This window comes from Pseudomonas sp. AIG (genome assembly GCF_977020205.1).
In genome coordinates this window covers 13,547-28,970 of the sequence record NZ_CDROCK010000010.1, presented here as the reverse complement: position 1 = coordinate 28,970, position 15,424 = coordinate 13,547, and the positions used below count along the sequence as shown (strand labels likewise).

4 protein-coding genes and 1 pseudogene are annotated in these 15,424 nt (G+C 60.6%); 3 read left to right on the top strand and 2 right to left on the bottom strand.

Features of this window, described 5'->3' with window-relative positions; all coding sequences use genetic code 11:
• Nucleotides 1-22: 22 nt before the first annotated feature.
• The gene (locus ACWR1S_RS08675; protein ID WP_454563199.1) at nucleotides 23-1,936 is read right to left on the bottom strand and encodes a hypothetical protein; all 1,914 of its coding nucleotides are present in this window, start codon (nucleotides 1,934-1,936) and stop codon (nucleotides 23-25) included.
• A 331-nt stretch (nucleotides 1,937-2,267) separates the two neighbouring features.
• On the opposite strand from ACWR1S_RS08675, the pseudogene ACWR1S_RS08670 reads away from it, so the two are divergent.
• Nucleotides 2,268-2,374, top strand: a pseudogene (locus tag ACWR1S_RS08670) (DUF6124 family protein); the annotation flags it as partial.
• Between the two features lie 216 nt (nucleotides 2,375-2,590).
• Here the strand turns inward: ACWR1S_RS08670 and ACWR1S_RS08665 are convergent.
• Nucleotides 2,591-11,212: a retention module-containing protein gene (locus ACWR1S_RS08665; protein ID WP_454563198.1), complete on the bottom strand. Its 8,622-nt coding sequence runs from the start codon at nucleotides 11,210-11,212 to the stop codon at nucleotides 2,591-2,593.
• A 532-nt stretch (nucleotides 11,213-11,744) separates the two neighbouring features.
• Between ACWR1S_RS08665 and ACWR1S_RS08660 the strand changes: the two genes are divergently transcribed.
• Both ACWR1S_RS08660 and ACWR1S_RS08655 read left to right on the top strand, forming a co-directional pair.
• Entirely contained in the window at nucleotides 11,745-13,103 is a 1,359-nt protein-coding gene (locus ACWR1S_RS08660; protein ID WP_454563197.1) for a TolC family outer membrane protein, read from the top strand.
• A gap of 157 nt (nucleotides 13,104-13,260) precedes the next feature.
• Nucleotides 13,261-15,420, top strand: coding sequence for a type I secretion system permease/ATPase (locus tag ACWR1S_RS08655; protein ID WP_454563196.1), 2,160 nt, complete (start codon nucleotides 13,261-13,263; stop codon nucleotides 15,418-15,420).
• Nucleotides 15,421-15,424: the final 4 nt, after the last annotated feature.

Genomic DNA, 15,424 nt, shown 5'->3' with positions numbered 1-15,424 from the left:
ACAGCGCCAGCACTTCTACAACTTACTCTTCACAAAGGTCGTTATCCGGACCGCAAACTTCACCACTCGGCATCGTTCGATTGATAATGACAAACTCCTCTTTTGAATGACCGATGCCCCCGTTGGCTTTTTTCAGGATATAACTACACAACGCCGAGCCATTGTTTACCATTGGCGCAATCAGGCGCTCGTAATCACTGACGTGCACATCAAAACCTTCACGAGCCTGAGCGGCAGTGAGTTTTGTCTCGAATGTGTCGTAGGTTCCATCAATCGGCTCGGTCCCATTCAGACCGAAACACCCCTGCCAGGACAATTCGACGATATCGTCTTCATCAAAGGCTGCATTGCCTTCCATACGCACCCAGACGCCTTCCCATAGCCTGGGTTTGGCACAGCAATGAAGTATTCCTTGCTTGCTTGCATGCGGAAAGATCGGCTCCGGCAAGTTCTCGATCACGATGATCGCCACTTCAACGGCCGTCGCATCAGCCTGCTGCAGGTTCACGCCATTACTGGTGGTGTACCACGTCAGCAGCGAGGGATTGACTTTGTCCTGCTCGATGGCCTTCCAAGGGATCACGAACTTGATCGGCTTACCGGCGATGTCACCGGGTTCAACCTCATACTCGGCAACTGGCGTGCCGATTGCGCCCCAATAGAGGAAGAGCTTTTCACCTGGCACCGGAGAGTCATACAGGGCCAGATGTGCCTCGGCCGGCTCACCGAAATCGACGGTTAACAACTTGTTCCGTTGTTTCGATATAGCACCGTAAACTTCCAGCCGGGCCAATGTGGTATTCAACAAGGCCGGGGCGTTGGCATGATCCTGACCGGCGACTGTCAGATTCACCAGCACTCGCGTTTCGGTAGATGGCAAGGTCGGTGTGCCGCCACGCAGAATGCGGTAGCTCACTCGAACGTCCAATGGTCCTGGCCCATCTGCCATCAAGGTCGGCCATGGGACGGTAGCGACTTGCGGAAACTTGCCGGGATCGACGTCAAGCGGGGCCAGATCATGCCCGTTCCACCGGATCAGGACCTTGTCAGTGGGATCCGCGTTCTCATACGTATCAATTTCGACCGTGACAGCCCGCTGGTTCACCGCGCCTTCACGCGCATGTTGACGGTCAATCAAGCCACGGGCTGACAACGGCACTCTCGGCGGTTTGAGAATGCCCGGAGCCGGATTCAAATTGACAAAAACCGCCAAAAGCGTTGAGCGCGGCCCGCGATTTCCCGCCCAGTCACGGAGCCGATAGTAAATGTAGCGTTGCCCGGGACCACGTCCACGAATATCTGCCTCATACATCGTGATGATCAGACGCTTCTGGTCGATGTCTTGCTGGCTGAACGCTTGCTCACGAATTTCGATTTCCGAATCCGGTGGATCCGGGTCGTCTGTCCAGTAATAGATCGCACGATCCCTGGCTTTGACGTCGACATACAGCGGTACCTGGAACCGGACTTCGCCATACCGGGAGAGATAGTCGTCAGTGATATCGCCTGTGACATCCAGCATGATCAGACGATCGGGTTCCTGATTATCGTTCGGCGGCGATCTGTCGACGGTCACTCGCTTAATCGCCGAGTCCAACGGGTTGCCACCGTAGCTGACTCTGTACGACAGGGAATAAGTGCCGGGATCCAGCTTGTCTCGCGGGACGATAAGCGTCTTCTCTCCCGGGGAATCGAACTCCTGACGGAAGACCTCGGTGAACGGACCGCCTGCCAGTACCCAACTGACAATTACGATGTAAGGAATGGGATCAGTAAAAGGAATGCTCCAGTCAGGAACGATAACCGTCAGGTCATCTGCCAAAGCAGCACGCGGCAGCAACCCGTCGAGACTCTCCTTCCCGTCTTCGTCCTTAAGGATGGCAGGTACGCTTGGTACCTCAAGCAGGTCATCATCCCTGTGTTCAGAGCGTGTCATTGAACGAACTCCCTCGCATCAAACCAAGCAGGACATGACCAAGGTATCCATGGGTCCTTGCTGTGATTGATTTAACGACGCTGGAAGCGTCCTGCCTACTGTCAGAAATTACAGGTATTGCTACCGCTCGTCGGATTCAGTGCTCGTGCCGAGAAAGTTAAACAGGTGCGCTTCTCGGAAATGTGCAGACAACGAATCGAGCTATATGACCTTGCGTCAACGCCTGCAGCAACGATGGCAGCGCCAGTGATTCCAGGAGCTTCACCATGATCAAACCCACACCCAACCCGCCCGAAACCGAACGAGCCCTCGACCATTACCTCCGTACGCCCTGCTGCCGGCCTCGCAACGCCGAACGCTGCTGGGGCTTGCGCAATTGATCATGCTCGGGGGCTGGCGGTGAATCGGGTGCTGGATAATCTGGAGTTGCCGGGGTGAAGCAGGGATCGAGAATCCCTGCTGATTGATCGGGTGACAGTTCTGGCGCCTTCGCGAGCAAGCTCGCTCCCACAGGGATCTGCGCCGATCACAAATCCCTGTTGCACCGTCAGACTTGCTCGCGAAGGCTGACTGACAGGCAATGCATCTCTACAGGCAGAAAAAACCCGCCGCCCCGGTTGAACGGGACGGCGGGTTTTGTCGTTCAGCCTTCGCTTACACGGTATCCACCTTCAACGAATGATCATTCAGCATCCCGCTGATGATGGTCGCCGTGTCATGCCCGCCAGCCACCACCCCGCCCGCTCCCGGCGTTACGCCGTAGTGGCTGGCCAGATTGACGCCGGCCAGATCAATCGTCTGGTTCGGCGTGGCGCCGGCCATGGCGCTGACGTCGATGCTGGTGAGCACCGAGGCGCCGCTGCCAGTGACGGTGAAGTGCAGGTAGTCATCCAGCGACGCCGTGGTGCCGTTTTCGCCTTGCAGCAGTTGCGACAGGTCAAGCTTGTCGGTGCCGGGGGTGAAGTCGGTGATCAGGTCATGGCCGCTGTTGCCCTTGAGCCACTGGAAGGTGTCGGCCCCTGCGCCACCGGTCATGGTGTTGTTGCCCATGCCGCCGATCAGCAGGTCGTCACCGCCGCCACCGTTGAGGATGTCGTTGCCCAGACCGCCGTTGATCACGTTGTTATTGTTGTCGCCGGTCAGGGTGTCGTTGAAGTTGGAGCCGACGAGGTTTTCGATGCCGGTCAGGGTGTCCGTCCCCGCGCCGATCGTGTTTTGCGCACCGAGCAGACCGAGGTTGACCGTAACCCCGGCGGTGGCATGGGCGTAGCTGGCGGTGTCGATGCCAGTACCGCCGTCGAGCAAGTCATTGCCCGGGCCGCTGTACAGCAAATCATTGCCGGCGCCGCCGTGCAGCTCGTTGTTGCCTGAGCCGGCGGTGAGCACATCATTGCCATCGCCACCGTTGAGGATGTTGTCGCCAGTACCGGCCACCAGCACGTCATCCCCCGAGGTGCCGGTGAGGGTGTGGCCGTCCTGATAGCTGATGGTCACGTTGGCCGTGTCGCTGCCGCCGTGATTGTCGTTGGCGGTGTAGCTGCCGTGGAAGTCCGGGGTGATGTCGTGGGCCCCGGCGTAGTTGACCGTCATGGTCAGTTGATAGTTTTCCGCGGCATTGGTGTTGCTGCCGCTGGTGTTGGTGATGTTGGTCACGTGGATCTGGTAGGTGCCATCGGCGCTGGCGGTGATGGTGCCGCCGTCGGCAATGGTCACGAACGCGCCGCCATTGAGCGAGTACTCCAGGGTGATGTGCCCGGCCGCCAGGTTGTGATCCAGGTTCAGCGTTTCGCCCTGTTTCAGTTTGACCGTGATCAAGTCTTCATCGTTGGCATTGGCGTTGGTCACCGCGCCGAGGTAGCCGCTGATCACCAGTACAGCGGTCATCGCGGCAGTGTTGGCGGCGAACGCATTGCGCACATCGGCGAGGGTCTGGTTGGCGGCGGTGTTGCTGTTGCCGGAGAAGTTGATTGCGCCGGTGCCGGTGAAGTCCGCGCCCTTGGCTGCCCAACCCGTATTGAAGGTGGTCGGTGTGGCATTAAGGGTATCGCCATTCGGATCGGTATCGTTGGCCAGCAACAGCTCGCCCGGCACCACGATGTTGCTCGACAACACGTTGGTGATGACGTGGTCGTCCACCGCCACGGGCGGCGCGTTGGGGATCACTTTCACCGTGAGCGTCGAGCTGGCGAGGTCGCCGTCGTTGTCGCTGACGGTGAAGCCGATGTTCTCGGTGATGACCACGGCGGTGGTTTTCTGCGAGGTGTAGGTGTAGTCGCCGGTGTCGAGATTGATCAGCAGTGTGCCGCCGTTATTGGTGGCGATACTCAACGTGTTGTTGACGGTGTTGAAGGTGCCGTGATTGGTGCCGCCGCCTGGCGTCAACGAGCCTTGGCCGCTGAGGGCTTTTGGATCGTAGGTGTAGGTGGTGCCATCAACCACGATGGATTTGATGAAGCCGCCATCAGCGCCGAAGGTACCGCCCTCGCCCAGCAATGAACCGGTGACTGGCGCGCCCTGCACAGTGCCCGACAGCACCGAGTTGAGCTGATTGAGATCGGTGACCACCACCGCGTTGGTGTTGGTGTGGCTGATGCCGTCGTACGCCAGCGGGTCGAGGTTGGCGTTGCTCACGCCGCTGCCGAGGCCGATCGCGTAGTTCTTGATGTTGTTGGCATCGAGGAAGGCTTTCAACGTTGCTTCATCGGCGGTGCCGATATCGCCCTCGTTGGGTTTGCCGTCGGAGAAAAAGTAGCCGACGTTCTGCGCCCCGGTGAGTTTGCCCGAGGTGTTGAACGCGTTGTACATGGTCGCCACGGCAGCGTCGTAGTTGGTGCCGCCGCCAGCGGTGAGGCCGGCCAGCAGGGTCTTGGCGGTGGCCACATCGACCCACACCGTCGTCCGGTCGGTGGCGTTGCTGCTGAAGGTGACGAGCTGGACTTTGACATCACCGAGGTCATCGTACTTGTCGAGCAAGGCACTGATGGCCTGCTTGGCCAGCGCCAGCCGCGACAGGCCCGGTACGCCGGAGGCGTCGGCCATACTGCCAGAGATGTCGAGGACGATAAGGATGTTGGAGTCGATCTCCACCGCCGCCACCGAACGATCCGACGCCACCGCTTTTGGCACGTCATCGACGATGTTGACCACGAGGGTGCTGGTGGTGCTGTTGCCCAGCGCATCGGTGGCTTTGTAGGTGAAACTTTCGCTGAGGGTGTTCGCGCCGTCGTTGGCGCTCGGCGAGGTTTTCGGCGCCGAGGTCAGCGTGTAGGTGTAGGTGCCGTCGGCGTTGAGCTGAATCTGCCCGTAGCTGCCGGTGGCGCTGCCGACCAGGGTGTAGGTGATCGCGCCCGTGCCGCCAGTGACCGCGCCGACCAGCGTGCCAGTCGCGGTTTCGCCGGTGTTGGTGGGGTCGCTGCCAGTGACCGTACCGGCGGCCAGATCCTGGCCGTCCTTGGTCAGGTCGAGGGCTTTTTCATAGACCGTTACGTCCTGATCGACCGACGCTACCAACTTGCTGTCGGCAACGTTGATGGTGATGGTCGTGGTGCTTTCGTCGCCATCGCTGTCGCGGATGGTGTAGGTGAAGGTGTCGGTGGCGCCCGGTGGGCTCACCGAGTTCGGGTTGCTGTGATAGACGGCGTTGCCCGCCGCATCGAGGGTCAGGTAACCGAAGTTGCCGTTGATGTTGCTGTTGAGGCCGCCGATGGCCGAAGTGCCGGTGTTGCTGCCGGCGCGCACGCCGACCACCGCCCCACCCGCTGCTGCACCATCGGCGCCGGTAACGTCGTTACCGAGCACGCTGATGTTGACCGTCCCGCCCTCCGCCACCGAGCCGGTGTCCGCTTTGGCGGTCGGCAAGTCATCGATGATGTTGACGTTGATCTGGCCGTTGGCGGTGCTGCCATCGGTGTCGGTGGCCACCACGTTGAAGTTCTCGGTGAGGCTGTTGGCACCGTTGGCGTTCGGGTGAGTTTCGTTGTCGACCAGGGTGTAGCTGTAGCTGACGACACCGGTTGCCGGGTTGTAACCGGTGATGGTGAAGGTGCTGCCCAACGGCGAAACGACCGATTGCGGGAAGCCTGCAGTGACACCGTTAGTGACCACGGCAATGCCGCCGACGGTCAGGGTTTGCAGGCCATCGAGGGCGGTGACGGTGAAGGTGCCGCTCTGGGTCAGCGCCGGGGTGTCGGGGCTGGTGCCGTCGCTGAGGTTTTTCTCGTAAACGGTGAGTTCGCCGCCAGTGACGTCGAGACCGTTGAGCACCACCGGATCGTCGTTGTTGTGGATGTTCAGCACCAGGTTGGCGGTGCTGGTATCGCCGTCAGCATCGGTCAAGGTGTAGGTGAAGGTTTCGGTGCCGTTACCACCGCCGTGCAGGTTTTTGAAGTCGGCATCGTTGGGGTTCAGCGTGTAGGTGTAAGTGCCGTTGGCGTTGAGCACCAGCGTGCCGTAAGTACCAGTGAAGGTACCGGCGGTGATCGGCCCGGCATTCGGTCCGGTTGCGACTACGTCGGCGCCTTGCACATCGTTGGTCAGCACGTTACCAGTCAGGGTCAGCTGGGTTTCCGAGGCGCTGTTGGCGTTGCTGTCGTTCACGGCTTTTGGCACGTCATCGACGATGCTCACAACGATGGTGCTGGTGACGATGTTGCCCAGTGAATCGGTGGCCTGATAGGTGAAGGTTTCGGTCAGCGTGTTGGCGCCGTCGTCGGCATGTGGCGTGGTGCTCGCCGGCGAGGTCAGCGTGTAAGTGTATGTGCCGTTGGGGTTGAGGACGATCTGCCCGTAGTTGCCGGTGGCGCTGCCCACCAGCGCGTAACTGATCGCACCGACTGCGCCGGTGACCGAGCCGACCAAAGTGCCGGACGCAGTTTCGCCGGTGCTGGTCGGGTCGCTGCCGGTGACCGTACCGGGCGCCAGATCAGCGCCGTCCTTGGTCAGGTCCAGCGCTTTCTCGTAGACGGTGACGTCGGTGTCGCTGGTCGCGTACAGCTTGCTGTTGGCGACATCGATGGTGATGGTGGTGGTGCTTTCGTCACCGTCGGAATCGCGCACGGTGTAGGTGAACACATCTACTGCGCCCGGGCCGTTCACGACGTTGGGATTGCTGTGATAGACGGCGTTGCCGTTGGCGTCCAGGGTCAAGTAGCCGTAGGTGCCGTTGATGTTGCTGTTGAGACCGCCGATGGCCGAGGTCGAAGTATCAGAGCCTGCGCGCACGCCGACCACCGCGCCGGTTACGGCCGGACCATCAGCGCCGCCAATATCGTTGTCCAACACGTTGCCGCTGACGGTGCCGCCCTCCGCCACCGACGCGGCGTCAGGATGGGCACTGGGCAAATCATCGACGATGTTGACGTTGATCTGGCCGCTGGCGGTGCTGCCATCGGTGTCGGTGGCGACGACGTTGAAGTTCTCGGTGATGCTGTTGGCACCGTTGGCGTTCGGATGGGTTTCATTGTCGACCAGGGTGTAGCTGTAACTGACTACGCCGGTGGCGGGGTCATAACCGGTGATGGTCAACGTACTGCCGAGCGGCGTGACGACCGATTGCGGGAAGCCTGCGGCCACGCCACCGGTGACCACGTTGATGCCGCCCACGGTCAGGGTTTGCAGACCATCAAGGGCGGTGACGGTGAAAGTGCCGCTCTGGGTCAGCGCCGGTGTGTCTGGAGCGGTACCGTCGCTGAGGTTTTTCTCGTAGACCGTGAGTTCGCCGCCATTGACGTCGAGGCCATTGAGGTAGACCTGATCGTCGTTGTTGTGGATGTTCAGCACCAGGTTGGCGGTGCTGGTATCGCCGTCGGAATCGGTAATGGTGTAGGCGAAGTTTTCCGTGCCGTTGCCGCCACCGTGTAGGTTTTTGAAGTCGGCGTCGTTGGTGTTCAGGGTGTAGGTGTACGTGCCGTTGGCGTTGAGCACCAAGGTGCCGTAAGTGCCAGTGAACGTGCCCGGGGTTACCGGTCCGGTCGTTACCCGATCGGCGCCTTGCACGTCATTGGTCAGGACGTTGCCGGTCAGGGTTAGCAGAGTTTCCGACGCGGTGCCTGTGTTGCTGTCATCCACAGCTTTTGGCAAGTCATCGACGATGTTCACATCGAGGGTGGCATTGGCGGTGGTGCCGTTGTCATCGACCACGGTAACGGCAAATTGCTCAGGCAGATTGTTCGCGCCGTTGGCGGTTGGATGGGCTTCGTTGTCGACCAGGGTGTAGCTGTAGCTGACCACGCCGGTGGTGGCGTTGAAACCGGTGATGGTCAGTGTGCTGCCGAGCGGCGTGGTCACGGATTGCGGAAAACCTGCGGCGACGCCGTTGGTGACGACAGCGATGCCGCCGACGGTCAGCGTGGTGACGCCATCGAGTGCGGTGATGGTGAACGTGCCGCTTTGCGTCAGCGCCGTGGAGTCGGGTGCGCTGCCGTCCGTGAGGTTTTTCTCGTAAACAGTGAGTTCGCCGCCGTTGACGTCGAGACCGCTGATGACCACGGGATCGTCGTTGTTGTGGATCTGCAGCAGCAGATTCGCGGTGCTGGTATCACCGTCGGAATCAGTGAGGGTGTAGGTGAAGGTTTCTGTGCCGTTGCCGCCGCCGTGGAGGTTTTTGAAGTCCGCGTCGTTGGTGTTCAACGTGTAGGTGTAAGTGCCGTTGGCGTTGAGTACCAAGGTGCCATAAGTCCCGGTGAAGGTGCCGGCCGTCACTGGCCCGGTCGGTACGCGATCGGCGCCTTGCACGTCATTGGTCAGGACGTTGCCGGTCAGGGTCAGCAAGGTTTCTGACGCGGTGCCTGTGTTGCTGTCATCCACAGCTTTTGGCAAGTCATCGACGATGTTCACATCGAGGGTGGCATTGGCGGTGGTGCCGTTGTCATCGACCACGGTAACGGCAAATTGCTCAGGCAGATTGTTCGCGCCGTTGGCGGTTGGATGGGCTTCGTTGTCGACCAGGGTGTAGCTGTAACTGACCACGCCGGTGGTGGCGTTGAAACCGGTGACGGTCAGCGTACTGCCCAGCGGCGTGGTGATCGATTGCGGGAAACCGGCAGCCACGCCATTGGTAACGACGGCGATGCCGCCGACGGTCAGCGTGGTGACGCCGTCCAGCGCGGTGATGGTGAACGTGCCGTTCTGGGTCAGAGCGGTGGAGTCGGGCGCGCTGCCGTCGCTGAGGTTTTTCTCGTAGACAGTGAGTTCGCCGCCATTGACGTCGAGGCCGTTGATGATCACCGGATCGTCGTTGTTGTGGATCTGCAGGACGAGGTTGGCGGTGCTGGTATCACCGTCGGAATCGGTGAGGGTGTAGGTGAAGGTTTCCGTGCCGTTGCCGCCGCCGTGGAGGTTTTTGAAATCGGCATCGTTGGTGTTGAGCGTGTAGGTGTAGGTGCCGTTGGCGTTGAGCACCAAAGTGCCGTAAGTCCCGGTGAAGGTGCCGGCCGTGATCGGCCCGGCACTTTCGTTGGTGGCCACGCGGTCGGCGCCTTGCACGTCGTTGGTCAGGACGCTACCAGTCAAGGTCAGACTGGTTTCCGAGGCGGTGCCGGCATTGGAGTCATCCACGGCTTTGGGCAAGTCATCGACGATGTTCACGTCCAGCGACGCATTGGCCGTGGAGCCGTTGTCATCGACCACCGTCACGGCGAACTGCTCATTGAGCGTGTTGGCGCCATTGGCAGTCGGGTGCGCGTCGTTGTGATCGAGCGTGTAGCTGTAACTCACGACGCCAGTCGTGGCATTGAAACCGGTAATCGTCAGAGTGCTGCCGAGCGGTGTTGTAATCGATTGCGGGAAGCCTGCCGCTACACCGTTGCTGACAACGGCAATACCACCAACCGTCAATGTCGTTACGCCGTCCAGCGCAGTGATGGTAAACGTGCCGTTCTGGGTCAGTGCGGTTGCATCTGGTTCACTGCCGGTACCGAGGTTCTTCTCGAAAACCGTCAGTTCCCCGCCTTCAACGTTCAGGCCATTGATGATCACCGGGTCGTCATTGTTGTGGATCTGCAAAACGAGGTTTGCGGTGCTGCTATCGCCGTCAGAGTCGGTGATCGTGTAGGCGAAGGTTTCCGTGCCATTGCCGCCACCGTGCAGATTTTTGAAATCGGCGTCGTTGGTGTTGAGGGTATAGGTGTAAGTGCCGTTGGCATTGAGCACCAAGGTGCCGTACGTGCCGGTGAAAGTGCCCGGAGTGACGGGCCCGGTGGGCACGCGGTCGGCACCTTGCACGTCATTGGTCAGAACGTTGCCGGTCAGTGTCAGCAGGGTCTCTGACGCCGTGCCATTGCTGTCATCGAACGCTTTCGGTACGTCGTCGGTGATGTTGACGTCGAGCGTGCCGGTCGCCGTGTCGCCATTGCTGTCGCCGGCAATCACCGTGAACTGTTCGCTGAGGTTGTTGGCGCCGTCGCCGGCCGCATGGCTTTCGTTGCCGTTGAGGGTGTAGCTGTAAGTGACCACGCCGGTGCTCGGGTTGTAACCGGTGATGGTCAGCGTGTTGCCCAGTTGAGTGGTGATCGATTGCGGGAAGCCGACCGCTACGCCGCCATTGATCAGGTTGATGCCACCGATGCTCAGGCTGGTCAGACCGTCCGGTGCCGACACGCTGAAGCTGCCGCTTTGGGTGAGCGCGCCGGGGTTGGCGGCCGAACCGTCAGGCAGATTGGCTTCATTGAGATTGAGTTCGCCGCCGAGCACGGCCAGGCCAGTGAGGGTTACCGGATTGTTGACCGGTGGCGGCACCACGACTGCCGGGGTGTTGTCGCCGTTGTCGATCACCGCGTTGTGGCGTTCTTCGGGGAATTCAGGAATACCGCCGAACCCGGCAGTGGGGAAACCGATGATCGGATCGACCCGGCCGCCGACTTCCGTCAGCAAGACAAAACTGTGGCCGCCGCCCAGCTCACCCGGCGCACCGCCCGGGGCGTTGGGACCGGCAGCCGTGGCTTCAGCGGTTTTGCTCGGGTCATCACCGGCGGCGATGGCTTTCTGGATTTGCTCAACGTCGGTCAGTTGCGCTTCGCTTGGGGTCAAGGCTTCCGGCGCATTCACGTGGGCGGCCTGATCGGCCAGCAACTGGCCGGTCATGGTCAGGCTGCTGTCGCGCCCCAGGGTCAATTCCTGGCCGTTTTGCAGATGAACGGCGACGGCGCCTTCTGCGCCGGTGATCAGTTGATCGCCGGCATACAGGCGATCCCCCTCAACCAGTGCGCGTTTAGTACCGTCGGCTGACTGGGCGAAAACCTGGCCAATGACTTTAGTGACTGTGCCGATGAGCGTTGCCATGTGAAATCCTCCGCTGCCGACCACCGTCGGCACTGGTAAGCGAAGCAGCCCATGGCTCAATCGGGTTGTTGGAGGCGACGCTCGCACCTTCAACAGTTCGTTTCGCAGGTGGCTGTTTGAGGAAACTTCAGTGCTTTCAAGCACTTCCGAGTCCTGATCGAGGCAGCACGCCCACTAACGCTACGTAACGGTGGTGAATCACCCGAGTGACAAAAATCTGTCGCTCATCAACCGCTACGCGTCCCTCCCCTTCAGCAGTACTTCGCCGTATGTCGCAAAGTGAGTGGAACTTTCCTCAAGCCTTCCTGCGCTCCCTAAAGCGCATAAAACAAAGGCTTTCATGCTGAACAATGTGCCGGTTTTTACAAAGCGCATAAGTTTTTTTCGGCATAAGCCTTATGAAAATTTTTTCTTAGCTACGCTTCAGGATGTTCTTAGCTCTGTTGTTACAAGAGTGAAACGCCTACACCTAAAAATATCGTCAAATATTTGGCGACAGTAACACACCATCAGGACTCAGGGAGATGCACCCATGCGCGTTCTAACCCCCCTCTGCAGCGCGGTTTTGCTGGCCATGGCTTGCACTTCCCAAGCCCAGGCCATGAACCTCACCGAGGCTATTCAAAGCACCATCGCCACTCACCCCGAACTGGCCTCGCGCGTGGATGCGCGCCTGTCGGCAGATGAACAAATCAAAGTCGCCAAGGGCGGCTTCTATCCGTCAGTCGATTTGAACGCCGCTTACGGCCGTGGCTATAGCGACAACACCAACACCCGGGCCTTCGGCAATCACCACACCGAAATCCTCAATTACACACAGTCCGAGCTGCGCTTGCGACAAATGCTGTTCGACGGTTTCAACACCGCCAATGAAGTCGAGCGCACCAAAGGCGTGTCCAATTCGCGCGCCTACTACGCGCAAGGCACCGCCCAGGATCTGGCTCTGCGCACCATCGAGGTCTACCTCGAAGTGCTCAAGCGCCGCGAACTGGTGACCCTGGCCCGCAACAACCTGCAGGCGCACTTGCGCGTCAACGACCAGATCGGCCTGCGCACCGAGCGTGGCGTCGGCAGTACCGCTGACTCCGATCAATCGGTCGCTCGTAAGGCATTGGCACAGAACAACCTCGACACCGCCGAAGTCGATCTGGCCGACGCCGAATCGAATTTCTACAGCGTGGTCGGGCGCATGCCCGATGAGCTGGAAACCCCGGCTTCGACCCGTGGCGAATTGCCGACCAGCCTGCCGGAAGCGCAGCAGAGCATGGTCGAAAACAACCCGTATCTGAAATCGGCACAGGCTGACGTGCAATCGGCCGAGAGCCAGTACGAAGTCGCCAAGTCGCCGTTCTACCCACGCTTCGACGCTGAAGCGGCCGTGGGTGCGAACAACAACGTGCAGGGCGATGAAGGCCACGACAACGAATGGCGCGTCGGTGTGGTGATGAACTACAACCTGTTCCGCGGCGGCAGCGACAAGGCGCGACTGGCCTCCGATGCGCACCAGATCAATCAGGCGATGGACATCCGCAACAATGCCCTGCGCCAACTCAACGAAAACATCCACCTGGCGTGGAACGCCATGGTTAACGCGAAGAAGCAGACCCCGACTGCCCGCGAATACGCCGAAACTACCAAACGCGTGCGCGCCGCGTATCAGGATCAGTTCGGCCTCGGCCAACGCACCCTGCTCGACCTGCTCGACAGTGAAAACGAGCTGTACAACGCCAACCGTCGTTACACCGAAATCCGCTACACCGAGGAATATTCGATGTACCGCGTGCTGGCGAACATGGGCCAGTTGCTGAGCAAGCAACGGGTGGTGTTGCCGGCCGATGCGATCGCTGCGACCGAAGTGAAAAACGAAGCGCGCCTGCCCGAACTGAAGTAAGTCCCATGTTGATCGTTCCCACGCTCTGCGTGGGAATGCCTCAATGGACGCTCTGCGTCCGCTTTGGGACGCGGAGCGTCCCGGGCTGCATTCCCACGCGGAGCGTGGGAACGATCAATGTGTGGATTCCCGTGCCCGTTCAACAGAGGCGATCAATATGACCAGCATGGAACCCGGGAACGCCGGGGTCGATCCGCGGCTGAGCTTCGATGATCCGTTACTCGACGGTCTGTTGATCCTCTGCAAACTGCATGGCGCGACGGTCAGTCGCGCCAGCCTGAGTGCCGGGCTGCCCCTCAACAAACAGCGCCTGAGCCTCGACCTGCTGCCGCGCGCAGCCGCCCGGGCCGGGTTGCAGGCGCGGGTTCTGCGCCGCGAGCTGAAAGACATCTCGCCACTCAATCTGCCGATTCTGTTGCTGCTCAACGACGGTCGCACTGCTGTTTTACGGCGCTTCGGCGACGACGGCAAAGCGCTGATTCTGCCCAGCGAAGCCGATGGCGGCGAGCAATGGATCAGCCGCGACGAACTCACCGAGCACTACAGCGGCCAGGCCTTGTTCGCTCGGCCGCGCCACGAACTCGAAGACCTGCGCTCACCGCTGGTGCCACGGGTGCATGCGTGGTTTCGCGACACCCTGAAGCTGTCGAAATGGCTCTACAGCGATGCGATCCTCGCCAGTTTCCTGATCAACTTGCTAGGCCTGATGGTGCCGCTGTTCGTCATGCAAACCTACGACCGCGTGGTGCCGAATCAGGCGACCTCGACCCTGTGGGTGCTGTCGATCGGTTTGCTGATCGGCACCGGGTTTGAATTGGTCCTGCGGGTGGTGCGCGCGCACCTGCTCGACACCGCTGGCAAGAAAACCGACGTGATCCTTTCCGCGACTTTATTTGAACGCATCACCGGCATGTCAATGAAGGCACGGCCGGCAACCATCGGCGGTTTCGCGCAAAGCATTCATGACTTCCAGGGCCTGCGTGAATTCCTCACGGCGGTAACCCCCACCAGGCTCCTCGACCTGCCCTTCGTGGTGCTGATGCTGGTGGTGATCGGCCTGCTGGGTGGCTGGCTGGTGGTGATTCCGCTGCTGGCATTTCCGATCACGATCCTCTTCGCGATGATCATTCAGGTGCGCCTGCGGGATACCGTGCAAAAGAGCCTGAGCCTCGGCGCCGAACGCCAAGCCGTGCTGATCGAAACCCTTGGCGGCCTGGAAACCCTCAAGGCCTGCAGCGCCGAGAGCGAGCGCCAGCACAAATGGGAAAGTACCCACGGCGCCCTCACCCGCCTCGACAGCCATGCGCGCAATCTCTCGGCGCTGGCCACCAATGGCACGTTATTCATTCAACAATTCTCGGGAATGGCGACGATTGTCGCCGGGGTTTACAGCATCATCGCCGGCAACCTCAGCGTCGGTGCGCTGGTCGCCAGTTACATGCTCGGCAGCCGCGTGCTCGCGCCGCTGGGGCAGATCGCCGGGCTGATCACCCGCTATCAGCAAGCGCAACTGACCATGAAAAGCACTGACGCGCTGATGGCTTTACCGCAAGAGCGCGACGGCAAACAGCGGCCACTGGAACGCACGCAACTGCAAGGCGCGCTGGACGTCAGCGGCGTGACCTTTCATTACAACGGCCAGAATGCGCCGGCGCTGAGCAATGTCAGCTTCAGCCTGAAACCCGGTGAGCGGGTCGGCATCATCGGTCGTAGCGGTTCGGGCAAAAGCACGTTGGCGCGATTGGTCATGGGCTTTTATGAACCCGAGGAAGGCCAACTGTTGCTCGACGGCCTCGACCTGCGGCAACTGGATGTCGCCGACCTGCGCCAACAGATCGGTTACGTCGCCCACGATCTGCCGCTGCTGGCCGGCAGTTTGCGCGACAACCTGACCCTCGGCGCGCGCTACATCAGCGATTCACGCATGCTCGAAGTCGCCGAACTGACCGGCGTCACCGAACTCGCCCGCCAGCATCCGCAGGGCTTTGATCGGCCAGTGGGCGAGCGCGGGCAATTGCTCTCCGGCGGCCAGCGCCAGGCTGTTTTGCTGGCGCGGTCGCTGTTGCTCGATCCGCCGATCATGCTGCTCGACGAACCCACCAGCGCCATGGACAACAGCAGCGAAGACCAACTGCGGCAGAAGCTGCACGGCTGGGTGCAAGGCAAGACCTTGCTGCTGGTCACCCACCGCACTTCGATGCTGAGCCTGGTAGACCGCTTGCTGGTGCTGGACAACGGCCGGGTCGTCGCCGACGGTCCGAAAGAAGCGGTCATCGATGCACTGCGCAAGGGCCGTGTCGGCTCGGCGGCGGTTTAGGAGT